General features: G+C 57.7%; 26 protein-coding genes. 21 read left to right on the top strand and 5 right to left on the bottom strand.

Annotated elements, in window-relative coordinates:
* Positions 1-39 precede the first annotated feature (39 nt).
* Both ACQZ63_RS14265 and ACQZ63_RS14260 read right to left on the bottom strand, forming a co-directional pair.
* Positions 40-681 carry a response regulator transcription factor gene (locus ACQZ63_RS14265; protein WP_013762159.1) on the bottom strand — a complete coding sequence of 214 codons (642 nt, stop codon included), beginning with the start codon at positions 679-681 and terminating at the stop codon, positions 40-42.
* Entirely contained in the window at positions 674-2,251 is a 1,578-nt protein-coding gene (locus ACQZ63_RS14260) for a sensor histidine kinase (RefSeq protein WP_448799293.1), read from the bottom strand. Before ACQZ63_RS14260 ends, ACQZ63_RS14265 begins: the two co-directional genes overlap by 8 nt.
* A gap of 362 nt (positions 2,252-2,613) precedes the next feature.
* On the opposite strand from ACQZ63_RS14260, the gene ACQZ63_RS14255 reads away from it, so the two are divergent.
* From ACQZ63_RS14255 to ACQZ63_RS14245, 3 genes are read left to right on the top strand one after another with little or no spacing between them, the layout of a single operon-like run.
* Positions 2,614-3,633 carry a cupin domain-containing protein gene (locus tag ACQZ63_RS14255; RefSeq protein WP_448799292.1) on the top strand — a complete coding sequence of 340 codons (1,020 nt, stop codon included), beginning with the start codon at positions 2,614-2,616 and terminating at the stop codon, positions 3,631-3,633.
* 44 nt (positions 3,634-3,677) lie between these two features.
* On the top strand, positions 3,678-4,196 hold the full coding sequence (locus ACQZ63_RS14250) for a Dps family protein (RefSeq protein WP_003519251.1): 519 nt from the start codon (positions 3,678-3,680) through the stop codon (positions 4,194-4,196).
* Between the two features lie 24 nt (positions 4,197-4,220).
* Positions 4,221-5,192, top strand: coding sequence for an alpha/beta fold hydrolase (locus tag ACQZ63_RS14245; RefSeq protein WP_003519249.1), 972 nt, complete (start codon positions 4,221-4,223; stop codon positions 5,190-5,192).
* A gap of 71 nt (positions 5,193-5,263) precedes the next feature.
* Here the strand turns inward: ACQZ63_RS14245 and ACQZ63_RS14240 are convergent, their stop codons facing one another.
* Positions 5,264-6,217, bottom strand: a complete 954-nt coding sequence (locus ACQZ63_RS14240) for a LysR family transcriptional regulator (RefSeq protein WP_025595167.1) — start codon at positions 6,215-6,217, stop codon at positions 5,264-5,266.
* A gap of 47 nt (positions 6,218-6,264) precedes the next feature.
* On the opposite strand from ACQZ63_RS14240, the gene ACQZ63_RS14235 reads away from it, so the two are divergent.
* Positions 6,265-6,588 carry a nuclear transport factor 2 family protein gene (locus ACQZ63_RS14235; RefSeq protein WP_003519246.1) on the top strand — a complete coding sequence of 108 codons (324 nt, stop codon included), beginning with the start codon at positions 6,265-6,267 and terminating at the stop codon, positions 6,586-6,588.
* Positions 6,585-7,364 (top strand): SDR family oxidoreductase, encoded by a 780-nt coding sequence (locus ACQZ63_RS14230; protein WP_013762165.1) that lies wholly within the window; start codon positions 6,585-6,587, stop codon positions 7,362-7,364. Before ACQZ63_RS14235 ends, ACQZ63_RS14230 begins: the two co-directional genes overlap by 4 nt.
* Positions 7,365-7,385: 21 nt before the next feature.
* Here ACQZ63_RS14230 and ACQZ63_RS14225 read toward each other — a convergent pair whose 3' ends face one another.
* On the bottom strand, positions 7,386-7,853 hold the full coding sequence (locus ACQZ63_RS14225) for a MarR family winged helix-turn-helix transcriptional regulator (RefSeq protein WP_003519242.1): 468 nt from the start codon (positions 7,851-7,853) through the stop codon (positions 7,386-7,388).
* Between the two features lie 143 nt (positions 7,854-7,996).
* Here ACQZ63_RS14225 and ACQZ63_RS14220 point away from each other — a divergent pair, with 143 nt between their 5' ends.
* From ACQZ63_RS14220 to ACQZ63_RS14210, 3 genes are all read left to right on the top strand, one after another.
* A complete protein-coding gene (locus tag ACQZ63_RS14220) occupies positions 7,997-8,788 on the top strand; it encodes an alpha/beta fold hydrolase (RefSeq protein ID WP_003519240.1) in 792 nt (263 codons plus the stop codon).
* 187 nt (positions 8,789-8,975) lie between these two features.
* Positions 8,976-9,956, top strand: a complete 981-nt coding sequence (locus ACQZ63_RS14215; RefSeq protein ID WP_019566822.1) for an alpha/beta fold hydrolase — start codon at positions 8,976-8,978, stop codon at positions 9,954-9,956.
* A gap of 75 nt (positions 9,957-10,031) precedes the next feature.
* The gene (locus ACQZ63_RS14210) at positions 10,032-10,742 is read left to right on the top strand and encodes a gamma-glutamylcyclotransferase (RefSeq protein WP_186447958.1); all 711 of its coding nucleotides are present in this window, start codon (positions 10,032-10,034) and stop codon (positions 10,740-10,742) included.
* On the opposite strand, the gene ACQZ63_RS14205 is transcribed toward ACQZ63_RS14210, so the two are convergent.
* Positions 10,729-11,628, bottom strand: a complete 900-nt coding sequence (locus tag ACQZ63_RS14205; RefSeq protein WP_003519235.1) for a LysR family transcriptional regulator — start codon at positions 11,626-11,628, stop codon at positions 10,729-10,731. The genes ACQZ63_RS14210 and ACQZ63_RS14205 overlap by 14 nt on opposite strands.
* A gap of 120 nt (positions 11,629-11,748) precedes the next feature.
* Here ACQZ63_RS14205 and ACQZ63_RS14200 point away from each other — a divergent pair, with 120 nt between their 5' ends.
* From ACQZ63_RS14200 to ACQZ63_RS14140, 13 genes are all read left to right on the top strand, one after another.
* Positions 11,749-12,681, top strand: coding sequence for a VOC family protein (locus tag ACQZ63_RS14200; protein WP_003519234.1), 933 nt, complete (start codon positions 11,749-11,751; stop codon positions 12,679-12,681).
* 57 nt (positions 12,682-12,738) lie between these two features.
* A complete protein-coding gene (locus tag ACQZ63_RS14195; RefSeq protein ID WP_003519232.1) occupies positions 12,739-13,656 on the top strand; it encodes a LysR family transcriptional regulator in 918 nt (305 codons plus the stop codon).
* A gap of 723 nt (positions 13,657-14,379) precedes the next feature.
* Positions 14,380-15,069, top strand: a complete 690-nt coding sequence (locus ACQZ63_RS14190; protein ID WP_448799291.1) for a hydrolase — start codon at positions 14,380-14,382, stop codon at positions 15,067-15,069.
* Positions 15,070-15,131: 62 nt separating this feature from the next.
* Positions 15,132-15,419 (top strand): XapX domain-containing protein, encoded by a 288-nt coding sequence (locus ACQZ63_RS14185; RefSeq protein WP_003519470.1) that lies wholly within the window; start codon positions 15,132-15,134, stop codon positions 15,417-15,419.
* Positions 15,419-17,401: an amidohydrolase gene (locus ACQZ63_RS14180; RefSeq protein WP_013762172.1), complete on the top strand. Its 1,983-nt coding sequence runs from the start codon at positions 15,419-15,421 to the stop codon at positions 17,399-17,401. Before ACQZ63_RS14185 ends, ACQZ63_RS14180 begins: the two co-directional genes overlap by 1 nt.
* Positions 17,402-17,574: 173 nt before the next feature.
* Entirely contained in the window at positions 17,575-18,018 is a 444-nt protein-coding gene (locus ACQZ63_RS14175; protein WP_003519413.1) for a DoxX family protein, read from the top strand.
* Positions 18,015-19,613, top strand: a complete 1,599-nt coding sequence (locus ACQZ63_RS14170) for an MFS transporter (protein WP_448799289.1) — start codon at positions 18,015-18,017, stop codon at positions 19,611-19,613. The genes ACQZ63_RS14175 and ACQZ63_RS14170 overlap by 4 nt, the downstream gene beginning before the upstream one ends.
* Before the next feature lie 112 nt (positions 19,614-19,725).
* Entirely contained in the window at positions 19,726-20,034 is a 309-nt protein-coding gene (locus ACQZ63_RS14165; RefSeq protein WP_141566664.1) for a hypothetical protein, read from the top strand.
* Between the two features lie 193 nt (positions 20,035-20,227).
* Positions 20,228-20,404: a hypothetical protein gene (locus ACQZ63_RS14160; RefSeq protein ID WP_003518350.1), complete on the top strand. Its 177-nt coding sequence runs from the start codon at positions 20,228-20,230 to the stop codon at positions 20,402-20,404.
* Positions 20,405-20,622: 218 nt separating this feature from the next.
* Positions 20,623-21,261: an aldehyde dehydrogenase iron-sulfur subunit PaoA gene (paoA, locus tag ACQZ63_RS14155; protein ID WP_080850191.1), complete on the top strand. Its 639-nt coding sequence runs from the start codon at positions 20,623-20,625 to the stop codon at positions 21,259-21,261.
* Positions 21,258-22,208 (top strand): FAD binding domain-containing protein, encoded by a 951-nt coding sequence (locus ACQZ63_RS14150; protein WP_111802293.1) that lies wholly within the window; start codon positions 21,258-21,260, stop codon positions 22,206-22,208. Before paoA ends, ACQZ63_RS14150 begins: the two co-directional genes overlap by 4 nt.
* Before the next feature lie 5 nt (positions 22,209-22,213).
* Complete coding sequence (paoC, locus tag ACQZ63_RS14145) at positions 22,214-24,412, top strand: aldehyde oxidoreductase molybdenum-binding subunit PaoC (RefSeq protein ID WP_112198983.1); 2,199 nt, start codon at positions 22,214-22,216, stop codon at positions 24,410-24,412.
* On the top strand, positions 24,402-25,361 hold the full coding sequence (locus tag ACQZ63_RS14140; protein ID WP_112198984.1) for an XdhC family protein: 960 nt from the start codon (positions 24,402-24,404) through the stop codon (positions 25,359-25,361). Before paoC ends, ACQZ63_RS14140 begins: the two co-directional genes overlap by 11 nt.
* Positions 25,362-25,392 lie beyond the last annotated feature (31 nt).

The following is a 25,392-nucleotide window of genomic DNA, read 5'->3' as shown; positions in this document are numbered from 1 at the left end:
GACACAACATTGCACCATACAAGGGTCTAGGTTTTGGCCTCAAAGGCCCAGCAGTTCCGCCTTGCGCACCAGTTCGGCTACGGAGCGCGCCTCCATTTTGCGCATGACATTGCCGCGATGCAGCTTGACCGTGATCTCGCTGATCCCGAGGTTGAACGCAATCTGCTTGTTCATCAGGCCTTGCACGACAGCCGTCATGACCTCATGCTCGCGGCGGGTCAATGTCTTGGCCAGTTCCACGACGGCGCCATTTGCAGCAGATTGCTGGCGCATTTCCCGATCTTTCTGAAAAGCAACCGAGACGGCGTCGAGGATGTCCTGGTCCCGAAAAGGTTTGGTCAGGAAGTCGATGGCGCCTGCTTTCATGGCACGGACTGTCATTGGTATATCACCGTGACCCGTCATGAAGATGATCGGCATTCGGTTGCCGAGTTTTTCCAGGTGGAGCTGAAAATCAAGGCCGTTCGCACCGGGCAGGCGAACGTCGAGAAGAATGCAGCCAGGTCGGTCCAGATCGGCATTTTCGAGCAGGTCCTGGGCGCTTTCAAAGGATTTTGCTTCTGTTCGAATTGACAGGAAGAGATCGACCAAAGCCTCGCGTATCGCAGTATCGTCATCGACGACGTAGACAACCGGCGTATCGCCGTTCGGCGGTTTGGCGGACTTTCTCGCATCATTCATGGGTTGCCTCCATCGGGACGATCATTTCGAACAATGCGCCACCATTGATGTGATTGCCGGCAGACAGCGTGCCGCCGCGGGCTTCGAGCATGCTGCGGCAGATGGCAAGGCCCATGCCAAGCCCGGTTGGTTTGGTCGTGCAGAATGGTTTGAACAGGTTTTTGAGAACGTCCGGACTGAGTCCGGGACCTGTGTCGAGAACCTTGATGACCACGCTTTGACCATCCCCAGGCTCGATCGTTACCGATATCCGCCGCATCGCTTCCGGGGTTTCGGCCATGGCGTGAAGGGAATTGGTGATCAGGTTGATCAAGACTTGCTGCAGCTCTATCCGCACAGCGTTGACGGTGGGCACATCGCTTGCTTCAGCTATTTCAACAATGACCCCATTTCTGACCAGCTCGCTCTCCATCAGCGCGCGTGTCTCCGTGACGAGATCGGCCAGCGAAACCGACTCGATATCGGGCGGGCGGTTACCAAGCATTGATCTTGCGCTCTGAATGATGTCGCTGGCACGCTGGCTGTCACGAGCGATGCGCTCAGCTGAGCGGGAAACGGCTGCCAGATCCGGCGGGTCGCGATCCAGCCAGCGCTGCAGGGTCTGGGCGTTGACCACCAAGGCGCCGAGCGGCTGATTGAGTTCGTGCGCGAGCGAGGCAGATAACGCACCGACGGTTGCCGCGCGCGACGCCAATGCCAATTCCGCCTGGGCCTCGAACAGTGCTTTCTGGGCGAGTTCCCGTTCCGTAATGTCGAACATACCGACAATGACACGGTTGAAATTGGCAGGATCTTCAGGAAAGCCAACGGTCAGCAGCACAAATTTGCTGGTGCCATCGCTGGTGATGATGCTGCCCTTGCCTTCGAAATGCGTCTCGTTGTTGAAAATTGCCGCGATGAGATCGAGAAAGGTGGCGTCGTCCTGGGCAATATAGCGGCGCATGGCGCCGGGATTGTTGTTGCCCACATGACCCAGCAATTCAAGTGCCGCCGCGTTGGCGGCAACGGTAGGGACGCTGACGATGCATTGCTCCAGAAAATCCGGGTTCTCCCGAGCGTGAGCACTAAGGTCTTTGACACCATCTGCTTTCAACGCCATCAGCATGGCGCGGACCTGCGAATAGTCGCGCTCCCAAAGTGCAACGCGGCTTTGCTCGAAAATCGTCCGGTAGCGCTCTTCGCTGCTCTGCAGGGCGGCATTGAATTTCACAAGATTGAGGCGCGCGCGCTGATTGCGGATGATCAAGGCGCAGGTGATCAACATTGCAGCAACCGCGACCGCCAGGCGTAGGGTTGCGGCGAGGTCGGTTTGCAGCCCATGAGCTGCAAGATACGAGACTGCCGCCAGACTGATACAGATACCGGTCACCAGCATCGTTCCTTTTTCTGTCAGGGTTTCTGCCGACAGAAGCAAGGTGATGACATAGAGCGTGGCAAGCGCGCTGTGAATGTCGGTATAGGTATCGAGATAGAAGATCAGCGCTGCGAGCAAAAATGCGCAGACGAGCACGCAAAGTTCAAAGCGCGCCGGCAGCCGTCTTTCCGGGTTTACCAGGACCAGCGAATGCAAGGAGATTTCCCACGTTGAGATCGACCGCATTATCAAGCCATCCCTGCTGCCAAAACGCAAATGGCAATTCCAATATTCCTATGCAAACTCAATCTCATAACCGCGCAAAAAAGAAAGGCCATTCCAGGACTGGGATGGCCTCAGATGGATCGCGACATCCATGTGAAAGGGCGCGCTTGAAAATTCAGGGTGCATTGGCATCCAGCATCTCTTCAGTGGAGGGCCTGAATTTGTAGCCTCGGTTCGGCAGGCGAGCCACTATACTTAGGTGTCAGTCCGACTAACCAAGCATTGGATACCGCGCGACCAGATCCTCGCCTACAACCATCTCGTCAAACAAACGATGTGGGCAGGAGCTGAAGATGCAGATTTCAAAACATGTTCTTTCTCTCAAGGACCGGCCTGCAGCCTTCGAAAGCCCGGCGGGATCGATCATGCGCCTTGGTCGCGATCAACTGCCAATCCTCAAAGGCCTTTCAATACGCAGGCTGGTGCTCACGGCACACACGATCAGGGAGCCTCACTGGCATGCGAATGCCAATGAACTAGGCTACTGTGTCCGCGGCCAGGCACTGGTGACTGTCGTCGGCAATCATGGCAGCCGCGATGTCTTTCTTATCGGCATTGGCGAAATGTTCTTCGTTCCGTCAGGCATGGTTCACGCAATTGAAAATACCGGTGAGACGGAGGCGGAGTTCATCCTTGCCTTTTCGAACGAGGATCCGGAAGATTTCAGCCTGTCTGGCGCCTTCGACGTGATGTCCGACGCCGTGCTGCTGAGCACATTCGAGTGGCAACCGCAAAAGCCGCCGAGTTTTGGCAGGCTGAACGCAAACACAGAGATATTCGACCTGCAGGCCCAGCCAGCCATTGAAAAGCAGGCGCTTCATCCAAACAGGCTCAAATTCCGTGTCGAGGAGTCAGCGCCGCACGTATCGTCGCCGGCGGGCTCTGCAAGGACCGCGCAGGCTCCGGCTTGGTCTGCTCTCGATGGTCTTTCGATGTTTTCTGTCCGCATCAGCGAGATTGGCCTGCGCGAACCGCACTGGCACCCCGAGACCGCCGAAATGGGCTATGTGCTCGAAGGGACCGGTCAGATGACAGTCCTTGATCCCGATGGAAGCGCTGACACTTATTCGATCCATCCGGGTGACGCCTATTTCGTGCCGCCGGCTTACCCGCATCACATCGAAAACGCCGGCAGTGGCACACTGCATATCCTGATTTTCTTCAGTCACAGCGCGCCACAAGATATCGGTTACCGAGCAGCGGCGGCCGGTTATTCACGCAATGTGATCGCTAGCCAGTTGGGCCTTTCCGAGCAAGCCCTCCTGCCTCTTCCTGTCGATATCGACGATCCGCTGATCGTTGCACAGCTCTGAAACCCTGAAATCCAAATCCAAACCCAAACCCAATGGAGATTACCATGAACCGCACCCTCGCTGAAAAACATCGCAAGTCGCCTCTTGCAACACCGACTGCCCTTGGCACGAACGCAACCGCCGATATTTCCGGCGCGTTGACGGCGCTGCTGGCCGATGTCTTCGCGCTTTATCTCAAGACGAAGAATTTTCACTGGCATATGAGCGGTCCGCATTTCCGTGATTACCACCTGATGCTGGACGAGCAGGGCGAGCAGATCTTCGCCATGACGGATGACATTGCCGAGCGAGCCCGCAAGATCGGCGGCACCACACTTCGTTCGATCAGCCATATTTCCAGGTTGCAGCGGCTTCTCGACAACGACGCCGATTTCGTGACCCCGGCGGATATGCTGGCCGAGCTTCGCGACGATAACCTCACACTCGTCTCGCTGATGAAGGCGACACACAATCTTTGTGAAGACCATGGCGACATCGCAACCGCCAGCCTGATCGAAAACTGGGTGGATGAGGCAGAGCGCCGTGCCTGGTTCCTGTTCGAAAGCACCCGCGGCGCCGAATGAGCGCGCGAAATTTCGGAGAGGCCCATGATCAACGAACTTTCACTGTCCCGTCGGCAGGTCCTGTTGGCCGGCACCACGGTTTCTCTGGCCTTGGCCATGCCGGCGATGGCTTCCGAAAAGAAAATTTCCCGTAACCCAGAAGGAATTGCATCGATGACCACGAATTTCGTCACCACCAAAGACGGCGTAGAGATCTTCTTCAAGGACTGGGGTCCGAAGGATGCACAGCCGATCGTCTTCCACCATGGCTGGCCGCTGTCGTCAGACGACTGGGATGCCCAGATGCTGTTCTTCCTCAGCAAGGGATATCGTGTTGTGGCCCATGACCGCCGCGGCCATGGACGCTCCAGCCAGGTGAGCAATGGTCACGACATGGATCATTACGCTGCCGATGCCTCCGCCGTCGCCGAATATCTTGACCTGCGCAATGCCGTTCATATCGGTCACTCCACAGGCGGCGGCGAAGTCGCTCGGTACGTCGCACGGCATGGTCAGCCACAGGGACGCGTGGCAAAGGCAATCCTCGTCAGCGCCGTTCCGCCGCTGATGCTGAAAACCGCAGGCAATCCTGATGGCACGCCGATGGAAGTCTTCGATGGGTTCCGTAGCGCCCTGGCAGCCAATCGCGCGCAGTTCTTCCTCGATGTTGCGTCGGGCCCATTTTATGGTTTCAACCGGCCGGATGCGAAAGTTTCGCAGGGTGTGATCGACAATTGGTGGCGCCAGGGGATGATGGGCAGCGCCGTGGCGCACTATGAAGGTATCAAGGCGTTTTCGGAGACAGATCAGACCGAAGACTTGAAGGCGATTACCGTTCCCACGCTGGTGACCCAGGGTGATGACGACCAGGTCGTTCCCTACAAGGCCGCCGTGGAGCTTCAGGCCAAACTGATCAAGAACAGCACGATGAAGATCTACAAGGGCTTCCCGCACGGGATGCTGACCACGCATGCCGACGTGATCAATCCAGACCTGTTGGCCTTCATCAAGGCTTGATTGTTTCCCCATCCCAAGACGTATGTGGCGGCTCCCCAAAGGGCCGCCACTACAAATGCGGGGTCAGCGGGTTAGTCAGCAGCTCGTCGCGAAAGCTCGCGGGCCAGATCAAGAAACGCTTTCACTCCAGCCGACAGATTGCGGCGCCCGGGATAATACAGGCAGAGCCCCGGATACGGTGGTGTCCAGTCCTCCAGCACCCGGACAAGGCGCCCCGCTTTGATGTCGGGGAGCACTTCCTCTTCCATGGTATAGCCCAGGCCGGTACCTTCCAGCACCGAAGTCCTCACAAGGCCCGCTTCATCAAGTGTGATCGGGCCTCGCACATCGATTTGCACCGGCTCGTCGTCTTTTTCAAACCGCCATCGAAACAGTGAGCCGTCCGGCAAGCGAACGCGAATGCATCTGTGATTGAGAAGATCCGGAGGAACCACGGGTTTAGGATGTTGTGCGAAATAGTCCGGAGAACCAACAACAGCGTGTCGCTGGGGCCGGCCGAGCGAAACGGCAATCATGTCGCTGGGAACGAGACCTGCCACCCTGACGCCCAGATCAAAACCGTCATTGACGATATCAACCATTTTTCCTTCCGTGACCAGATCGACATTCATCTCGGGATAGCGACGCAGGAACTCAAGCACGAGCGGTGAGATGATGGCGCGTGCTGCAAACGGTGCCGCATTGATGCGTATCGTTCCAGACGGTGTCTCGCGTTGTGAGCGAACCGTTTCCAGAGCGGCATGAAGGTCCTGAAGCGAAGGCGCAACCTGCTGTACAAAGAGCCTGCCGGCATCTGTCAGCGAGACGCTGCGCGTGGTGCGATTGAACAATCGTACGCCGAGCCCCGCCTCAAGCCTGCCGATGGTGTGGCTGAGCGCAGTTGTGGACATACCGAGATCGATAGCCGCTGCGCGAAACGTCCCGCGCCTGGCGATCGCGATGACTGCTTCGAGTTCCCTAAGGTTTAACTGTTCCATTATCCCGATCTGTTCAACATCACGTGCATATTTATCCCACTTATCCATGCAATGGTAGAGCACTAACTTAGGGGCACCTCACAAGGAGAAATAAGATGGATATGCCCCAAGTTGTGAATATGTATTTTGACGCCGACACCCGCAACGATGCCGACGGGCTGTTGCAAACGCTTGATGTCGATGCGGTGGTCGAGGACGAGAATGCCCGCTATCAGGGCACTGCCGCCATCCGTCAATGGTGGGTGGCCGCCAAGAGTTCGGCTCAATACGTTGCCGAACCTGTGGAAACCACGGTTGACGGTGACAAGGTACTCGTGCGGGCGAGGGTGAGTGGCAAGTTTCCCGGTAGTCCGGTGATGCTAATCCATGCCTTCACGATCAAGGACGACAGGATCGTCAGGCTGGAGATCCGGTCATGATCGACTTTCTCAATCTGAAAGGCAAACGCGCACTCATTACGGCTGGAACCAAGGGTGCTGGCGCTGCGACCGTCAGCCTGTTTCGCGAACTAGGCGCAAAGGTGCTGACGACAGCGCGTGCCCGTCCGGAAAACATGCCGGAAGAATTGTTCGTCGATGCGGACCTGAGCACCGAAGAGGGATGTGAAATCGTCGCAGAGGCCACGCGGCGGCGCCTTGGCGGCGTCGATGTCATCGTCCATATGCTGGGTGGCTCCTCAGCATCGGGGGGCGGCTTTTCTGCCCTGTCGGAGGATGACTGGCACAAGGAAATGTCGCTTAACCTTTATCCGGCTGTCCGGCTGGATCGGCAACTGGTCCCGGATATGGTCGCCCGGGGAAGCGGCGTCGTCGTGCATGTGACATCCATCCAGAGAGTCCTGCCACTTCCGGAATCGACAACAGCCTATGCCGCAGCAAAAGCGGCACTTTCGACCTATAGCAAGGCGATGTCGAAGGAAGTGTCGCCCAAAGGTGTGCGTGTCGTTCGGGTTTCGCCGGGCTGGATCGAAACGGAAGCCTCCGTCCACCTTGCAGAGCGCCTGGCGAAGCAGGCCGGAACTGACCTTGAGGGTGGCAAGAAGATCATCATGGATGGACTGGGCGGCATTCCGCTCGGCCGCCCGGCAAAACCGGAAGAGGTCGCAAACCTGATCGCCTTCCTCGCTTCCGACCGTGCGGCTTCGATTACTGGTACCGAATACACAATTGATGGGGGGACGGTGCCGACAGCGTAGGTTCCGAGATGCGCCTGCAGATCAGGCGGGCGCGTCCCACCCGCCGATCTGTGAATAGATCGCGTCGCGGAGATGGCGGACGTCGTGGTTCAGATCGGCCAGCTCCTTTGGAGTTTGCATTGAAGCTGCAAGCAAGGTGTCGCTGAGGCAGCCCGCCCTGTGCTGCAATGCGCGGCCTTCCTCGGTCAAAGCGATGACCACCTGCCGCTCATTGCTGAGGTTTCTGGTCCTGCGCAACAAGCCGGCTGTCTCAAGGCGCTTCAAGAGCGGCGTCAGTGTGCTCGATTCCAATGCGAGGGCGTTTGCAATGGCGCCAACGGTTTGCTCATCTCCGCTCCAAAGCACGTTTAGCACGAGATATTGCGGGTACGTCAGCCCCAGCTCATCCAGAAGGGGCTTGTAAGCGCGCTGGATGGCAATGCCGGCAGTATAAATTGCGTAGCACAGCTGGTCGTGCAAAGGCGGTGGATTGTTGTGACGTATGGTCATTCTAGGCTCCTTCACACATACATATAGCCAATCATATGGCAAAAATAAATATCGCGATAAGAATTATCTTGACGGAAGGGTCAGCATCTGTCAGCTTATGTGTATCGCGATAACAGTTATCGCAAAACAAAAAGGAAGAAGCCATGACACGCAAGTCCGCAACCGCCCTTTCTGCAATTGCCACCGCCGCATTGTCTGCCGCACTGCCGGCAAACGCTGCCGACACCATTTCCCAGAACCAGTCCGTAAAAAACGTCGTGCTTGTCCATGGCGCTTTTGCTGACGGCTCTGGCTGGAAGGGTGTCTACGACAATCTCACAAAGCGTGGTTACCGCGTGACCATCGTCCAGAATCCCCTGACCTCTCTGGCGGACGACGTTGCCGCCACAAAGCGTGCTCTCGAGCGGCAGGACGGTCCGGTCATTCTGGTCGGACATTCCTGGGGCGGCACGGTCATTACAGAAGCGGGCGTTGATGAAAAGGTTGCTGGCCTCGTCTATGTCTCTGCGCTCTCACCAGATGCCGGCGAAACGACAGCCCAGCAATATCAGGGGTTTGCTCCCGCATCGGAATTCGTCATCGAAACCACGAAGGATGGTTTTGGATATGTCAGCCCGGCAAAGTTCAAGGCTGGTTTTGCTCATGACGTTAGCGATGCCGATGTTGCGTTCATGAGGGACGCTCAGGTCCCGATCAACATGTCGGCGTTCGGCACGAAGCTCGAACATGCTGCCTGGCGCACCAAGCCCAGCTGGGCTGTGATCGCTACCGAGGACAAGGCATTCGACCAGGCAATGCTGATCCATATGGCCGAACGCATCAAAGCCAAGATCACCAAGGTCTCAGCAAGCCACGCCCTGTTCATGACGCAGCCGACGGTCGTCGCTGATACCATCGATGCTGCCGCCAAGGCCGTCTCGGCAAAGCAGAAATGATAGATTCCGCGTTATCGGGACAATCCGCACTGTCCCGATAACGACCGGAACGTATTATTTCGAATTTCACAACAAACTATGAATTATTAGTTCAATTGTTGTGCCCGCGACTTGGTAGCAATATCCACGCATCAGACGAGCAACGGCGTCGCCTGAAACACGAAACCATACATTTGCAGGACGTGAGATGACCCAGAACGACTTTTCCATAACGCGCCGTGGCGCACTGCTTTCAGTTGGTGCAGCCGCAGCGGCGATGGCCATTTCACCCGTATTCACCTTCGCAGCAAACGCTGCCCCCACCAACACATCAATCGAAGGAAACAAGACCATGGGTACTATCACCACCAAGGACGGCGTCGAAATATTCTACAAGGATTGGGGCTCCAAGGATGCTCAGCCCATCGTATTTCATCACGGCTGGCCGTTATCGTCTGACGACTGGGATGCCCAGATGCTGTTCTTCCTCGCCAACGGTTACCGGGTCGTTGCCCATGATCGCCGTGGCCACGGACGCTCTGCCCAGGTCTCCGAAGGGCATGATATGGACCACTATGCCGCCGACGCTTTCGCTGTCGTCGAAGCGCTGGACCTGAAAAATGCCGTGCATATCGGCCATTCCACCGGCGGTGGCGAAGTGGCGCGCTATGTGGCGAAGTTTGGTCAGCCGGCCGGTCGTGTCGCCAAGGCCGTTCTGGTATCGGCAGTCCCGCCACTGATGCTGAAGACCGCAGCCAATCCAGAAGGCCTGCCGATCGAAGTGTTCGACGGCTTCCGTTCGGCGCTGGCGGCCAATCGGGCGCAATTCTTCCGCGACGTCCCGGCCGGCCCGTTCTACGGTTTTAACCGCGATGGCGCCAAGGTTCAGGAAGGCGTAATCCAGAATTGGTGGCGCCAGGGCATGATGGGCGGTGCAAAGGCGCACTATGATGGCATCAAGGCCTTCTCCGAAACCGACCAGACGGAAGATCTGAAGGCAATCACGGTGCCGACGCTCGTTCTCCACGGCGAAGACGATCAGATCGTTCCAATCGCGGATTCTGCACTGAAGTCCGCCAAGCTGCTGAAGAATGGTTCGCTGAAGACCTATCCCGGCTTCTCGCATGGCATGCTGACCGTGAATGCCGATGTGCTGAACGCCGATCTTCTGGCATTCATTCGATCCTGACGATAAGAGGTGGCCGTGGCGGAACCTGCCACGGCCACTGATGCAATCCTTGCCGTACTACCGATCGAGACGACGATGCAGTTGACGCCCGAGCTTGTAGCCCTGACCATCAGAGACGTCCGTGACGACGGCCCGGAGCCGGGCTGGACGCCGTTATCTGAAGCAGAACTTGACGCTCTGGTTGCCGCTATCGAGCGTGAAGCCGATAGCGATCCGATCTGGGTGTTTGCATACGGTTCCCTCATCTGGAATCCTGAGTTCAAGCCAGCCGGCAGGCGACGTGCCACCGCCCATGGCTGGCATCGTTCGTTTTCCCTGAAAATCGAGCGCTGGCGGGCAACGAGCGCGCAGCCAGGTCTGATGATGGCGCTTGAGCGTGGTGGACAGTGCGACGGCGTCATCCTGCAACTCTCGTCCGAGCGGCGGCGTGACGACCTTCGAGCTCTCGTCGCCCGCGAAATCAGGTATCGGGAAGTCATCGACATGGTGCGCTGGGTAAAGGTCAAAACGCCTGACGGCATCCAGAAGGCTCTGACATTCTGGGCGAGCACAAAGCGCGCGGGTCTGACGGCGCCGCTACCGGTGGAAACGACCGCAAAACTGATCGCCAGCGCCTGCGGAGAGGGCGGTTCCTGCGCCCAGTATCTGCACAACACGATCGTCGATCTTCAGGCAGAGGGCATTCGCGATCGAAACCTCTGGCAGTTACAGGCGCGGGTCGCGGCCGAGATCTCCGCACAGCAAGGACGCTGTGGCGGGACAGTCCGGGATATCAATCAAGCATGACCATCTGCGCCGCAACCTGCTCCTCGAAGAATTTGGAGAAGGATGCAATGCGGGGAGGCAGAGCCTGATAGGGCGGGTAGTAGAGGGTCAACCACAGATCGGGTGGAGCCCAGCCCTTGAAGACGTGCACGAGGCGCCCACTCTTGAGGTGTTCCGAGACATGAAAGTTCGGCAGCATGGCAACGCCTGCTCCATCTGCGGCCATGTCGGCCAGAACCTCACCATTATTGGCGCTGAAGGCGCGCCCTGCCGATATCGTCATGCTCGAGCCGCCGTCCGAGAGCACCCAGTTCTCTCGCCGGCTTTCGCCGCTATAGGCGAGGCAATCGTCTGGCGTCAGCTCGTTCGGATGCTGCATCTCGACAAACCGGCTTCCCGGTGCCGCAACCAGAATGCGCGGCACGACGCGGATTTTCCTCCATATCGTGAACTTGTCCGATGGCTGAGACGAGATGCGGATCGCCAGATCGTAGTCATCATCAACGATATTCACCAGTCCGTCGGACAGTGATATCTCGAAGCCCATCTTCGGGTACCGCTCTTTGAAGCCGGAGAGGATCGGTGGGAGCACCGCCTTGCCAAACCACGTCGGCGCACTGATCCTGAGACGCCCTTCGTCGGCTTTGTGAGCGTTCATCACGTCGCGGCGCGCTTCTTCAAGCGTCTTCACCGCCGGCTGAATCTGGGCGGCGAAGATCGCACCGTCTGTTGTCAGCGACACTTGCCGGGTCGTACGGACAAACAGCTGAACGCCGAGTTCGGCTTCAAGTGCCGCAATAGCCCTTGTGACTGCAGCCGGCGTCATGTCGAGTTCGCGGGCAACCTGGGCGAAATTTCGCTTTTCGGCCGCAAGGAGGAAGGTTCGCAGAGCTTTGTAATCGTTCATTGGGATTGTTTCAAAAAGAGCAACGCAGTCGAAATTAATATTGCAATTCTCTGGTGTGATCAATCGGTCTAGATATTCGTCAACAGCCAAACACTAACGGCGACATTGAAAGGCAAGGACATGATCAAGGATATCAAGGGACTGCATCACGTAACCTCAATGGCTTCGGATGCGCGTCAGAACAATCGCTTCTTCACCGACACACTGGGCCTGCGTCGCGTCAAGCAGACCGTTAACTTCGACGACCCGAACGTCTACCACCTTTATTATGGTGACGAGAACGGCTCTGCCGGCACTGTCATGACCTACTTCCCTTTCCCGAACATGATGCTGGGTCGTCCCGGTGTTGGTGAGGTCGGGGAAACCCAGTTCTCCGTGCCAAAGGGCGCATTGAAATTCTGGCAGGATCGGTTTACCGCACACGGTGTCGATGGCTTGAAAACTGACACCGTCTTTGGCGCCAACAGACTTCAATTCATGGGTCCGGACGGCGACAGTCTGGCGCTGATTGAATCTGCCGATGACAACCGCGCGCCGTGGCTGGCGGACGGCATTCCGGGCGATGCAGCTATCCGCGGTTTTGCCGGCGCCCGGTTCAGCCTGCACGATACTGCCGCGACAGAAGAGCTTCTGGGTTTCATGGGGTATCAACGCGCCGAGAAGGAAGGTGACGTGACCCGCTTTATCATTCCCAATGGAAACGGCGCCGATACGATTGATGTCGCAGCACTGCCGAAAACGTCGTTTGCCCGTCAGGGCGCCGGCTCGGTTCACCATATCGCCTTTGCCGTCGAAAACCGCGAAAAGCAACTCGAAGTTCGCAAGGCACTGATGGACACCGGTTATCAGGTTACGCCCGTCATTGACCGCGATTATTTCTGGGCAATCTACTTCCGCACACCAGGCGGCGTGTTGTTCGAGATTGCCACGAACGAGCCGGGGTTTGACCGGGACGAGGACACGGCACATCTGGGCGAGGCGCTTAAGTTGCCGAGCCGGTATGAAGCGTTCCGTGACCAGATCCAGGCAAATCTCGAGCCGCTGACTGCCTAACAACCCCCGCTCACTGGTGTCTGTGGCAACTGATCGGGCTTCTATGGAGAAATGCCAATGGATCAATTGGGAGCAATCAGAGCCTTTGTTCGCGTCGTCGAGGCCGGATCCTTTGCAAAGGCTGCCAGCACGATGGGTGCGCCACGGTCCACCGTGAGCAAGCTTGTTCAGGATCTTGAGGCCAGCTTGAGCCTCAAATTGTTGGAACGAACGACACGTTCACTCACGGTGACACCCGAGGGCGTTGCTTATTACGAGCGCGCCCTCCGGCTGATCGCCGATTTCGATGAAATGAACAACGAGGCGACCCGCGGGCGCCTTGCCACCAGGGGAAAACTTCGTGTTGACGTAGGAGGGACCTTCGCCAATACGATTCTGATCCCTCGGTTGCCAGAGTTTTACGCGCTCTATCCAGAGATCGAGTTGCACCTTGGTGTGACAGAACGTCAGGCCGACATCGTTGAAGAGGGAATAGATTGCGTCATTCGTGCCGGAGATCTGCCCAGCGCATCTCTTGTTGCGAAGAAACTATGCAGCGTCGAGATAGTAACCTGCGCCACCCCGGCGTACCTCGAAAAATACGGCGTGCCAGCTTCGCCATCGGATCTGCAGCGTGATCATGTTTTCGTTCAGTACTTTTTCGCGCGCAGCCTGAAGGCCGCACCAGTGCGATTGATGAATGGTGACGAGAAAATAGAAATCTACAGCCCGATCAAGCTCTCCACCAGTGATGCGACTGCGCATTTGCATGGAATATTGGCGGGGCTGGGTATTGGACAGACATTTGAATTCTTGGCACGCGCCCATATCGCTCGCGGCGCACTGGTCCCCATCCTGCAAGATTGGGCGCCACCACGTTATCCTGTTCACATAGTTAGGCCAGCGGGCCGGTTTCCGAGCGTGAAGTATCGGGTATTTGCAGACTGGGTTGCGGGCGTGTTTTCTGCCTACGATGAGGGCATCGCCACGTCCTGATAGCTTTATCCATATCCATGGATAGTTACTCCACAACGGCGGGCTTCTCCACGTTCTCCTTTGACGATATCCCACGGCTGATGTGAGCCCGTGGCTCTATCCCGAATGGGAGTATGCTTTGACAGGCTTGGCTCCTTGGTCGCACGAACCCACCTGCAATTTGGAATAACGGTTGTTCAGATCAAGTATAAGGCGACGTGATCGCGATATGGGGCGTCAATGCCAACGGTGACCCGCCATCTTGTCGCGTCAATACTCAACGGCAGACTGCCAAGGATTACGCGGCTCACACACCGCGCAACCGTTGTTCACTGGCAGTGCCGCGCAGAGCAAATTCAGCCAAATCGCTTTCCACCGAGCAGCGAAACCAAGGACGCTGCAGAGGTCTTCAAGGCCGACTCTGCGCATCAAATTTCCTTCAGAAGTTTTCGGAACGCGTGGCCGCGTATCGCTGCCCCGTGCGAAGTCCGCAGCTCAGCCGAATCGAGAGATTATTATTGCGATAAAAGCAATTCATTCCCAATTAATATTGCAATTCTACGGGGTCGCAAGTCGCGCTACCTTTTCTTTCAGCAGCCGAGGCAGCAAGCGAAAGAAAGCATCGGTTTCAACCTCCCGACGGTCTTGGAAGCTGTGTCCCAGGGCACGGCATCCGTCCGAAAGGTCCTGCTCATTTCATCACCGGCCGCATTCGCGGTCCAAAACAACCGAAGAGGAATTGACATGTCCAAGCTTGAAGTTCTTACCCCCGCCAACAGCCAGCTCATTTTCATCGATCAGCAGCCGCAGATGGCATTCGGCGTTCAGTCTATCGACCGCCAGACCCTGAAGAACAACGTCGTTGGCTTGGCCAAGGCTGCTAAGATTTTCAACGTGCCAACCACGATTACCACGGTTGAGACCGAGAGCTTCTCCGGCAACACCTTCCCCGAACTTTTGGCCATCTATCCGCAGAATGACATCCTTGAACGCACCTCGATGAACTCCTGGGATGATCAGAACGTACGCGATGCGCTGGCAAAGAATGCTGCAAACGGCCGCAAGAAGATTGTCGTCTCCGGTCTGTGGACCGAAGTCTGCAACACGACCTTTGCACTCTCTGCTTTGCATGACGTTCCGGAGTACGAAATCTACATGGTCGCCGACGCTTCCGGCGGCACCTCTTCCGATGCGCACAAATATGCAATGGACCGCATGGTGCAGGCTGGCGTCATACCCGTCACCTGGCAGCAGGTCTTGCTCGAATGGCAGCGCGACTGGGCTCGCAAGGAAACCTACGATGCGGTCACCACACTGGTGAAGGAGCATTCCGGCGCTTACGGCATGGGCATCGATTACGCGGTCACTCACGTCCACGGCGGTGCCGAACGCGTCAGCCATGGCAAGCGCATCGGCCCGAACCCCGCGAAGTAAGCCAGATCAACCGCTCCGGTGACGCATCGGAGCGGTTGTCCGTTTTAACGAGGATGACTCTCATGAAAATCTATCTTCTGTCTCTTGGCGCGGGTCTGCTGGTCGGCATCGTCTACAGCCTGCTCAACGTGCGTTCGCCTGCTCCGCCGGTTATCGCGCTTGTCGGCCTGCTCGGCATTCTCGTCGGTGAGCAGATCATCCCGCTCGCCAAATCGCTCTGGAGCAAGGAGCCGGCAGCGGTTTCCTGGCTCCAGCAGGTGAAGCCGCACATGTTCGGTCACATGCCGAAGGGCGGAAATTCTCCGGAGATTGCCCATCGTTCGCAAACCAATTTGGAGGAGCGGAGCTGATGACGACGCGCCGAACCTTCCTTGGAGCGGCCTCGAGCCTGGCGTTTTCGAACCTCTTCTCAAAGGCCAATGCCGCCGATCCCAACCAGACCGGAATAGATACCATGCACCCAGACTTGATCCTCCATAACGGTCGTTTCACGACCCTTGACCGCACCAATCCAAACGCGACCGCGGTCGCCATCAAGGATGGACTGTTTCTTGAAGTCGGTTCAGACAGCGAGGTCATGTCCCTTGCTGGTTCCAACACCAGGATCGTCGATCTCAAGGGCAAGCGCGTTCTGCCCGGCCTCATCGATAACCACACCCACGTTGTGCGTGGCGGGTTAAACTACAATATGGAATTGCGCTGGGACGGCGTGCGCTCGCTGGCAGATGCAATGGACATGCTCAAGCGCCAGGTGGCGATAACGCCAGCCCCGCAATGGGTGCGTGTTGTCGGCGGGTTCACCGAACACCAGTTTGCGGAGAAGCGTCTGCCGACGATCGAGGAGATCAACGCGGTCGCGCCAGATACCCCAGTATTTCTGCTGCACCTCTATGACCGCGCGCTCTTGAACGGTGCTGCACTGCGCGCCGTCGGTTACACCCGCGATACGCCCAATCCACCCGGTGGCGAAATCACCCGTGATGCCAACGGCAATCCGACTGGTCTGTTGCTGGCCAAGCCTAATGCCGGCATTCTCTATTCCACCCTTGCCAAGGGACCCAAACTGCCTCTCGACTATCAGGTCAACTCCACCCGCCATTTCATGCGTGAGCTCAATCGTCTTGGCGTAACGGGTGTGATTGATGCAGGCGGTGGCTTCCAGAACTACCCTGATGACTACGAGGTCATTCAAAAACTCTCTGACGAGAACCAGATGACGGTGCGTCTGGCCTATAATCTCTTTACCCAGAAGCCCAAGGAAGAAAAGCAAGACTTTCTCAACTGGACGTCTTCGGTCAAATACAAGCAGGGCAACGACTATTTCCGTCACAACGGTGCCGGCGAAATGCTGGTCTTCTCCGCGGCGGACTTCGAGGACTTTCGCCAGCCACGTCCGGAAATGGCGCCGGAAATGGAAGGCGAACTCGAAGAAGTGGTGCGCGTTCTGGCCGAGAACCGTTGGCCATGGCGCATGCACGCCACGTATGACGAGACAATCTCCCGTTCGCTTGATGTCTTCGAGAAGGTCAACAAGGACATTCCGCTTGAAGGTTTGAACTGGTTCTTCGACCATGCCGAAACCATCTCGGACCGGTCCATCGACCGCATTGCGGCCCTTGGTGGCGGCATCGCAACCCAGCATCGCATGGCCTATCAGGGCGAATATTTTGTCGAGCGATATGGCCAAGGCGTTGCCGAAGCGACCCCACCGATCCGAAAGATGCTCGACAAGGGCGTCAACGTTTCTGCCGGCACGGATGCGACCCGCGTCGCCTCCTACAATCCCTGGGTCTCGCTGTCCTGGATGGTGACCGGCAAGACGGTTGGTGGCATGCAACTCTATCCGCGCGCCAACTGCCTTGATCGCGAGACGGCTCTGCGGATGTGGACTGAAAAAGTCACATGGTTTTCGAATGAAGAAGGAAAGAAAGGCCGTATCGAGAAAGGCCAGTTCGCCGACCTTGTCGTTCCCGACAAGGACTTCTTCTCCTGCGCCGAAGACGAGATCTCGTTCCTGGTATCGGAGCTGACCATGGTTGGCGGCAAAATCGTCTATGGAGCGGGTGACTTCAAAACGCTCGACGAGAACGACGTGCCGCCTGCAATGCCCGACTGGTCTCCAGTCCGCAAGTTCGGCGGATATGCGGCATGGGGCGAGCCGGAAGGTGCTGGCGCGCGGTCTCTAAGGCGCACGGCTATCTCGACCTGTGGCTGCGCCAGCGATTGCGGCGTGCATGGTCACGACCATGCGGGAGCCTGGACCTCGAAACTTCCGATCGCCGACCTCAAGGGTTTCTTCGGCGCTCTTGGCTGCTCTTGCTGGGCAGTCTGATCGTGCCCTCGCTTGGGCGACTTCTGTTCGCCCAAGCGATCCGACCCTATAATTGCAATATTGGCAATTAAATCGAAACTATTGCTGCAATTGTTGGCAGAGCGATCACCGGCCAATATCGCTCCATCAAACGCGGCCGCTCGATCACGTCAGCGACCAAAAAGGAGCAGGATATGACCTACCAATCCCCTATATCGAATTCGGCCTTGAGCGGACTTGCACGCGTCGTCGGCTCTCCCATTACGAGAACTGTATCGCTGCTTGCTCTCTGCGCTGCCTACATACAGGGTCCACTCACCAAGATTTTCGATTTCAATGGCGCGCTTGCTGAGATGAATCATTTCGGTCTGCGCCCTGCTGCTCTCTTTGCCGTCGTCGTCATCGTGTTCGAGCTTACGGCCTCCGCGATGGTGGTCTCGGGCTTCCTGCGCTGGGCAGGCGCGCTCGCACTTGCAGGCTTTACGCTTCTCGCAACGTTCATTGCTCTTCGCTTCTGGGAAATGGCGCCCGGCATGGACCGCATGATGGCAACGAACGCCTTCTTCGAACACGTCGGTCTGGCCGGTGCATTCATCTTCGTTGCAGCGGCCGACCTTGCAAAGGGAGCGGGTAAATGAGCGCCGCGAAAACATCCGGGGGCACTTTTGCTCCTCTCGCACAGCCCGTCTTCGCGGTCCTGTGGATTGCAACGGTTCTCGGCAATACCGGAAGCTTCATGCGCGATGTCGCAAGCTCATGGCTGATGACGGACCTCTCGGCATCGCCTGCTGCAGTCGCCATGGTTCAGGCGGCCGGAACATTGCCGATCTTCCTGCTTGCCATTCCGGCAGGCGTTCTCACCGACATTCTGGATCGCCGCAAGTTCCTGATTGCGGTCCAGCTCCTGCTGGCCTCCGTAAGTATCTCGCTGATGGTCCTCTCGCAGACAGGCATGCTTTCCGTGAGCGCACTGATCGGCCTGACCTTCCTCGGCGGCGTTGGTGCCGCATTGATGGGCCCGACCTGGCAGGCGATTGTTCCTGAACTGGTGAAACGCGAGGACGTGAAGAGCGCTGTCGCTCTCAACTCCCTCGGCATCAATATCGCTCGTTCCATCGGCCCAGCTGCTGGCGGTTTGCTTCTGGCAGCGTTCGGGGCGGGGATCACCTATGGCGCAGACGTTGCAAGCTACATCTTCGTTATCGCGGCTCTGGTGTGGTGGCCACGTGCCAAAAACGCCAACGACGCTCTACAAGAGAACTTCTTCGGCGCGTTCAGGGCTGGCCTACGTTACACTCGCTCAAGCCGCCCCCTGCATGTCGTCCTTCTTCGTGCCGCCATCTTCTTCGCATTCGCCAGTGCCGTCTGGGCACTTCTTCCGCTGGTTGCCCGTCAACTGCTGGGTGGTGATGCCAGCTTCTACGGTATTCTGCTTGGTGCGGTCGGCGCCGGTGCGATCGGTGGAGCATTGGTCATGCCGAGGCTACGCGAACGCCTGAGCTCGGATGGTCTGCTTCTTGGCGCAGCGGTGATCACCGCAGTTGTCATGGGTGTCCTTTCGCTCGCCCCGCCGAAGATCGTCGCCATTATCGCTCTTCTGTTCCTCGGTGGTGCTTGGATCACCGCCCTTGCGACCCTGAACGGCGCAGCCCAGGCTGTTCTGCCCAATTGGGTGCGTGGGCGTGGCCTCGCTGTCTATCTGACCGTATTCAACGGAGCCATGACGGCGGGCAGCCTCGGCTGGGGTGCTGTGGGCGAAGCCGTTGGAATTCAGACGACATTGCTTATCGGTGCAGCTGGCTTGCTCGTTGCAGGGTTCATCATGCACCGCGTAAAGCTCCCGGCTGGTGACGCCGACATGGTGCCGTCCAACCACTGGCCGGAACCGCTGGTCGCCGAGCCTGTTGCTCATGACCGTGGTCCTGTCCTGATCCTCATCGAGTACAAGGTCGAGAAACAGCATCGTTCAGCCTTCCTGCGTGCTCTCGACCACCTGTCTCAAGAACGCCGCCGCGATGGTGCCTATGGGTGGGGTGTGACGGAAGATTCCGCCGATCCGGAAAAGATCGTCGAGTGGTTCATGGTGGAATCCTGGGCTGAGCACCTCCGCCAGCACAAGCGGGTTTCCAACGCCGATGCAGACGTGCAGGGAAAGGTTCTGACCTACCATGTTGGTCCGGACAAACCCGTCGTTCGTCACTTCCTGACGATCAATCGGCCAGGGGCGGCGTAAATATTCCATAAAAAGGGCGGCTCTGGCCGCCCTTTTTTTATGCCATTTGACGCAGGAAACTTGGAGCCGACTAAACTTTTCTCATTCATCCGTTGTCGTGATAAGGTACCAGATGGATGTCGGCCATCATGCAAGCGGCATCTCAAAACACGAGCGCTATCGCGCCAATCGATTTGGTTTTCTCGCCCATCCTCCCCGCCAGAAAAGCCTGACCAAACGGCGCATATACGGATCGATTAACCGGCTCCTGCTGCATTCGAAGCGAAAAAGCCGCAATCCAGCTTTACAACTGTCTGAAAGACGTGGAGGAGCGTGGCACCGTGAAACATCCTATCCCAGCGCTGTTTGTATGTATGGCGTCGCTCGTCGCCTCAACCGCCCCCGTTTTCGCAAATTGCTTTTCTCTGGTTGGGCGGCCTGAATGGCCGCTCATTGCAGGGGCAGTTTCCTCAGCACAGGTTTGTGAGCAGCTCCCAGCCGGGCCCAACCAAACTCGCAGTTTCCGCGTGCAATCCGCAGAACTTTGCCGTGGCGTGGATAAAAACTCCACTCTCAGAGCTACGGCCATAGTTACTTGCGAAAGCCCTCCCGACGCGCTTTTCGAGATGCCACCGATGCAGTCGGAGATTGCGGTGATCGTTTCAGTCAACGAAAGAGCATGCAAAATCACCGATGCTCAAATTCAGATCGGCGGTGAGCTGGGAAGCCTGCTGCCCGGCACGGTGGATGCCAGCGAACTCGCGAGGCGCTGGACGGGGTCGCAATTGTCGCAACTCTGCCAGATGCGTTAGTTTTATGAGCGCGTGGTCTACTCCATCTCTCGAAAGACGGCCTGGGTGACAGTGGGCGGCTGACGGTGGCTGCCCCATGGATCGCGTATGCCGATTTATGAGCCTCGCTAATAAGTGTTAGCGAAAAGGCGCATCTAATCATCTTCTTTTGCTTCCCTATGTTGAGATATGGCGTTTCTCCGAGTGCGCCAGGCCATCAACAACGAATGGAGCTGGAGATGAGAGATCACTCACATTTGGAACTTTCGCGGCGGGACTTACTTGTTTCCTCGGCGGCGGCAATTGCTGTCACGGGAGTTGCGGCAAAAGGAGCCGCAGCACAGTCCTCGGGGGAAGAAATGAATTTCAAGACAAGTGTTTCCTTCAAAGTGAACGGCGAGATGCATGATCTCGAACTCGACAATCGCACGAGCTTGCTCGACGCCTTGCGCGAGCACCTTCATCTAACCGGCACAAAGAAAGGCTGCGATCACGGACAGTGCGGCGCTTGTACCGTGATGGTGGATGGACGCCGGATCAATTCGTGCCTGACGTTGGCTGTGATGCACGACGGTGACGAGGTCACCACCATCGAGGGCCTCGGACAGCCTGGAAACCTGCATCCCATGCAAGCCGCATTCATCAAACACGACGGTTTTCAGTGTGGTTACTGTACTCCCGGACAAATCTGTTCCTCCGTGGCGGTCTTGGAGGAAATCAAGTCGAACATCCCAAGCCACGCCACTGCAGACATTTCCGCAAAGGTGGAAGTCACCGCGGCAGAAGTTCGGGAACGAATGAGCGGAAACATCTGTCGATGCGGCGCCTACTCGAACATTCTCGATGCAATTACCGAAGTCGGGGGGATCGAAGCATGAGAGCCTTCACATACGAGCGAGCCACAACGGCTCAGGCGGCAGCGAAAGCGGCAGCAGCCAATCCGGAAGCCAAATTCATCGCCGGCGGGACAAATATCCTGGACTTGATGAAGCTGGAGATCGAGCACCCGGCGCATCTCATCGACATCAACGGAGTTGGTCTCGACAAGATCGAAACCACCTCTGATGGCGGTCTGCGCATAGGGGCTCTGGTCCGCAATACCGATCTGGCAAGCGACGAGACTGTCCGTCGCGACTATGGTTTGCTTACCCGCGCCCTGGTCGCCGGGGCGTCTGGTCAACTGCGAAACAAGGCCACCACCGCGGGCAATCTCCTCCAGCGCACGCGCTGTCCGTATTTCTATGACACCAACCAACCGTGCAACAAGCGGCAGCCGGGAAGCGGATGTTCGGCCCTTGGCGGTTTTTCGCGACAGCATGCAGTCGTCGGAAGCAGCGAGTCCTGTATCGCCACCCATCCCAGTGACATGGCTGTTGCGATGAGGGCGCTCGACGCAACCGTCGAAACGGTCAATGGCGACGGCCGTAGCCGCGCAATCCCGATCGCAGACTTTCACAGGCTTCCCGGCGATACCCCACACATCGAGACGGTCCTGGAGCCGGGCGAGTTCATAACTGCGGTCACGCTGCCGAAGCCAATTGGGGGCAAGCATATCTATCGCAAGGTGCGCGATCGGGCCTCCTACGCGTTTGCGCTCGTATCCGTCGCTGCGGTGATCCAGCCGGATGGCACCGGCCGCGTGGCTGTAGGTGGCGTCGCTCACAAGCCCTGGCGAACAGGCTCAGGTGACCAGGAGCTAAAGAGCGGTGCAAAAGCCGCAAGTGCGGCACTTCTCGGCGACGCTCGCCCGACGGAGCAAAATCGCTTCAAGATAACCCTCGTGGAACGAACGATCGGTGCGGTGATCGCAGAGGCAAGGGGATAACGACCATGAAATTCGACACACCTGCAATCAACAATCCCATCGACCAGATGAAAGTCGTCGGTCAGCCTATCCCCCGCATTGACGGCCAAGAGAAAACGACGGGCCGAGCAATGTATGCCTACGAATGGCATGATCCGAATATTCCTTACGCCTACGGGTATCCGGTCGGTGCCGCGATTGCGAAGGGCCGTATCCTGTCGATATCGACCGACGCCGCAAAGCTGTCCCCCGGCGTTTTGACTGTTGTCACCACCTTGGACGTGGGCAATCGCGAGAAGGGTAAATTCAACACAGCCAATCTTTTTGGTGGCGATGAAGTCCAGCACTATCACCAGGCGGTGGCAGTGGTCGTCGCGGAAACCTTCGAGCAGGCGCGCGCCGCAGCTTCGCTTGTGACAGTAGAATATGAAACTGCGCCCGGGAGCTTCGATCTCAAGAAGGCCAAGGACAGTGCGGTCAAGCCCGACGAGAAGCAGCAGCCAGACACGGCAGTCGGTGACTTCGAGGGAGCCTTCAAGAGCGCACCGGTCACTCTCGACGAAAGTTATACCACTCCAGATCAGTCACATTCCATGATGGAGCCCCATGCGTCCATCGCTGCGTGGCATGGCGATAAACTGACCGTTTGGACGTCCAGCCAGATGATTGATTGGTGGCGATCCGATCTGGCGACTACACTTGGTATCGACAAGGACAATATCCATTTGATGTCGCCATTTATAGGCGGGGGGTTCGGGGGGAAGCTTTTCTTGCGAGCCGACGCGGTGCTTGCTGCCTTTGCAGCAAAGGCTACTGGACGTCCGGTCAAGGTCGCGCTTCCCCGTCCGTTCATAGCCAACAACACGACGCATCGGCCGGCGACGATCCAGCGTATTCGCATTGGAGCGACACAGGACGGCAAAATCACCGCGATTGCTCACGAAAGCTGGTCGGGTGACCAGCCTGGAGGCCAGCTGGAAACGGCTGTCAATCAGACACGACTGCTCTACGCGGGTGAGAACCGGATGACTGCCATGAGACTGGCCACGCTTCACTTGCCAGAAGGCAATGCGATGCGGGCGCCCGGCGAAGCGCCGGGGTTGATGGCCCTCGAGATCGCCATAGACGAGATAGCCGAAAAGGTGGGCGTCGATCCGGTCGAGTTTCGGATACTCAACGACACTCAGGTCGACCCTGAGAAGCCCGAGCGCGCTTTTACCCAAAGGAACCTGGTCGGCTGTCTCAAGCTCGGCGCGGAACGGTTTGGCTGGAACCAGCGCGGCAAGCCGGGTTCCCGACGCGAAGGAAACTGGCTTATCGGATCGGGTGTTGCAGCCGCTTTGCGCAACAATCTTCTCCTCCCATCCGCAGCAAGGGTTCGGCTCGGCGCTGACGGCATTGCAACGGTTGAAACCGATATGACCGATATCGGGACCGGCAGCTATACCATCATCGCACAAACAGCAGCTGAGATGCTGGGCCTGCCGGTCGATCGAGTAGCCGTCCAGCTGGGCGATTCCCGCTTTCCGGTTTCGGCGGGGTCGGGCGGGCAGTTCGGCGCGAACTGTTCTACCTCCGGCGTCTACGCAGCCTGCGTGAAGCTTCGTGAGGCGGTGGCGCAGAAACTCGGCTTTAACACTGATGACGTCGTGTTCGAGAACGGACAGGTTCGATCAGGAAACCGTTCGGTAGCGCTTACGGAGGCGGCTGCGCCAAACGGCCTTGTTGGCGAGGATGGAATGGAATGGGGCGATCTTTCCGAAGCCCATCAACAGTCAACGTTCGGTGCCCACTTCGTGGAAGTCGGCGTTGACGTGGCCACGGGTGAAACGCGCATTCGACGCATGCTGGCCGTCTGTGCGGCCGGACGGATCCTGAACCCGATAACAGCGCGCAGCCAGGTGATTGGTGCCATGACAATGGGTGTGGGTGGAGCCCTGTCCGAGGAGTTGGCGGTCGATACGAAGCAAGGCTTCTTCGTCAACCACGATCTGGCTGGCTACGAAGTTCCGGTGCATGCCGACATTCCTCATCAGGAAGTGATTTTCATGGACGAAGCAGACCCCATGTCGTCGCCGATGAAGGCCAAGGGCGTTGGCGAGCTTGGTCTCTGCGGGGTTTCTGCAGCCGTCGCCAACGCAATCTATAATGCCACCGGGGTGAGGGTGCGTCACTATCCTGTGACGCTCGACAAGATTATAGGCGGGCTGCCGGATGTTGCATGACGACATCGCCGCCCTCACGGATATCTGTCCTCAGGAGGATATCCATGCTGCGACAAAGCCGACGCCGGTCAGGTCGTTGCTCACCGATGATACGGAAGAAATATTTGGCTTTGCGATAAGGGAGCTTGCAAAGGGCAGGGTGGCACTTGCCACCCTTGTCGAAATTCGCGGGGGAGCGGCTCGTGCGCTTGGCTCCCATGTCGCCATTGCGGCCGATGGTCGTTTTTGTGGCTATGTGTCGGGGGGCTGCATCGAGGCAGCGGTCGCTTCCGAGGCGCTCGACGCAATGGGCGAGAACAGAGATAGGGAGGTGAAGTTCGGATTAGGCTCCCCCTTTTTCGACATTGCCCTGCCGTGCGGTGGTGGAATTACCGTGTCGATCCACGTGCTGCAAAATACCGAGATGTTGAGCGGCGTTCTTGAGCAGCTTTATCAGCGCCGGACCACGGGCCTGTGCTACACGAGGCAGACCCAACAGCTCGAGATCGTCGAGCCGCCATCGCGGGCCGGTTACGCCGACGACCGCTTTTTCACGGTCTATCGGCCGCGCACGCGTGTCGTGATTTCCGGTCAAAGTATAGAGGCCGAGAGGGTCGCTGATATAGCCCAATCCTCCGGCTACGAGGTGGTGGCCTGCACAGCGAACGAAAAAGTTGTGCCCGATATCGATCAGTACACCGCTGTTGTTCTTCTCCATCACGACCTTGATGCGGAGCAGGCCGTTCTGCAAGCCGCGTTACGGTCACCCGCATTCTACATCGGCGCCTTGGGGAGCACCCGTACACACCGTAGACGGGTCGATTTCCTTGTCAGCTCCGGTTTCTCCCGGGCAGATACTGATCGGATAAGGGCACCGATCGGACTTTTCGGGCCAACCCGCGATGCGAACTCCCTTGCCCTGTCCATCCTTGCCGACATCGCGGCGAGCCGCTTGTCCCTTTATGCGTGAGGTTCGGTGTGGAAGCGGCAGGAGATAGACG

The sequence above is a fragment of the Agrobacterium sp. CG160-95 genome (assembly GCF_053521725.1).
Note: the sequence above shows the minus strand (reverse complement) of the source record. Positions and strands in the feature narration are given on the sequence as shown.

What these genes read in the sequence shown, in the direction of transcription:
- ACQZ63_RS14265 (WP_013762159.1), bottom strand. Translation starts at nt 681, where the DNA reads ATGAATGATGCGAGAAAGTCCGCCAAACCGCCGAACGGCGATACGCCG.
- ACQZ63_RS14245 (WP_003519249.1), top strand. Translation starts at nt 4,221, where the DNA reads ATGATCAACGAACTTTCACTGTCCCGTCGGCAGGTCCTGTTGGCCGGC.
- ACQZ63_RS14240 (WP_025595167.1), bottom strand. Translation starts at nt 6,217, where the DNA reads ATGGATAAGTGGGATAAATATGCACGTGATGTTGAACAGATCGGGATA.
- ACQZ63_RS14140 (WP_112198984.1), top strand. Translation starts at nt 24,402, where the DNA reads ATGTTGCATGACGACATCGCCGCCCTCACGGATATCTGTCCTCAGGAG.
- ACQZ63_RS14170 (WP_448799289.1), top strand. Translation starts at nt 18,015, where the DNA reads ATGAGCGCCGCGAAAACATCCGGGGGCACTTTTGCTCCTCTCGCACAG.
- ACQZ63_RS14235 (WP_003519246.1), top strand. Translation starts at nt 6,265, where the DNA reads ATGGATATGCCCCAAGTTGTGAATATGTATTTTGACGCCGACACCCGC.
- paoA (WP_080850191.1), top strand. Translation starts at nt 20,623, where the DNA reads ATGAGAGATCACTCACATTTGGAACTTTCGCGGCGGGACTTACTTGTT.
- paoC (WP_112198983.1), top strand. Translation starts at nt 22,214, where the DNA reads ATGAAATTCGACACACCTGCAATCAACAATCCCATCGACCAGATGAAA.
- ACQZ63_RS14215 (WP_019566822.1), top strand. Translation starts at nt 8,976, where the DNA reads ATGACCCAGAACGACTTTTCCATAACGCGCCGTGGCGCACTGCTTTCA.
- ACQZ63_RS14220 (WP_003519240.1), top strand. Translation starts at nt 7,997, where the DNA reads ATGACACGCAAGTCCGCAACCGCCCTTTCTGCAATTGCCACCGCCGCA.
- ACQZ63_RS14200 (WP_003519234.1), top strand. Translation starts at nt 11,749, where the DNA reads ATGATCAAGGATATCAAGGGACTGCATCACGTAACCTCAATGGCTTCG.
- ACQZ63_RS14250 (WP_003519251.1), top strand. Translation starts at nt 3,678, where the DNA reads ATGAACCGCACCCTCGCTGAAAAACATCGCAAGTCGCCTCTTGCAACA.
- ACQZ63_RS14160 (WP_003518350.1), top strand. Translation starts at nt 20,228, where the DNA reads ATGCAGTCGGAGATTGCGGTGATCGTTTCAGTCAACGAAAGAGCATGC.
- ACQZ63_RS14195 (WP_003519232.1), top strand. Translation starts at nt 12,739, where the DNA reads ATGGATCAATTGGGAGCAATCAGAGCCTTTGTTCGCGTCGTCGAGGCC.
- ACQZ63_RS14230 (WP_013762165.1), top strand. Translation starts at nt 6,585, where the DNA reads ATGATCGACTTTCTCAATCTGAAAGGCAAACGCGCACTCATTACGGCT.
- ACQZ63_RS14175 (WP_003519413.1), top strand. Translation starts at nt 17,575, where the DNA reads ATGACCTACCAATCCCCTATATCGAATTCGGCCTTGAGCGGACTTGCA.
- ACQZ63_RS14190 (WP_448799291.1), top strand. Translation starts at nt 14,380, where the DNA reads ATGTCCAAGCTTGAAGTTCTTACCCCCGCCAACAGCCAGCTCATTTTC.
- ACQZ63_RS14255 (WP_448799292.1), top strand. Translation starts at nt 2,614, where the DNA reads ATGCAGATTTCAAAACATGTTCTTTCTCTCAAGGACCGGCCTGCAGCC.
- ACQZ63_RS14180 (WP_013762172.1), top strand. Translation starts at nt 15,419, where the DNA reads ATGACGACGCGCCGAACCTTCCTTGGAGCGGCCTCGAGCCTGGCGTTT.
- ACQZ63_RS14150 (WP_111802293.1), top strand. Translation starts at nt 21,258, where the DNA reads ATGAGAGCCTTCACATACGAGCGAGCCACAACGGCTCAGGCGGCAGCG.
- ACQZ63_RS14225 (WP_003519242.1), bottom strand. Translation starts at nt 7,853, where the DNA reads ATGACCATACGTCACAACAATCCACCGCCTTTGCACGACCAGCTGTGC.
- ACQZ63_RS14210 (WP_186447958.1), top strand. Translation starts at nt 10,032, where the DNA reads ATGCAGTTGACGCCCGAGCTTGTAGCCCTGACCATCAGAGACGTCCGT.
- ACQZ63_RS14205 (WP_003519235.1), bottom strand. Translation starts at nt 11,628, where the DNA reads ATGAACGATTACAAAGCTCTGCGAACCTTCCTCCTTGCGGCCGAAAAG.
- ACQZ63_RS14165 (WP_141566664.1), top strand. Translation starts at nt 19,726, where the DNA reads ATGGATGTCGGCCATCATGCAAGCGGCATCTCAAAACACGAGCGCTAT.
- ACQZ63_RS14185 (WP_003519470.1), top strand. Translation starts at nt 15,132, where the DNA reads ATGAAAATCTATCTTCTGTCTCTTGGCGCGGGTCTGCTGGTCGGCATC.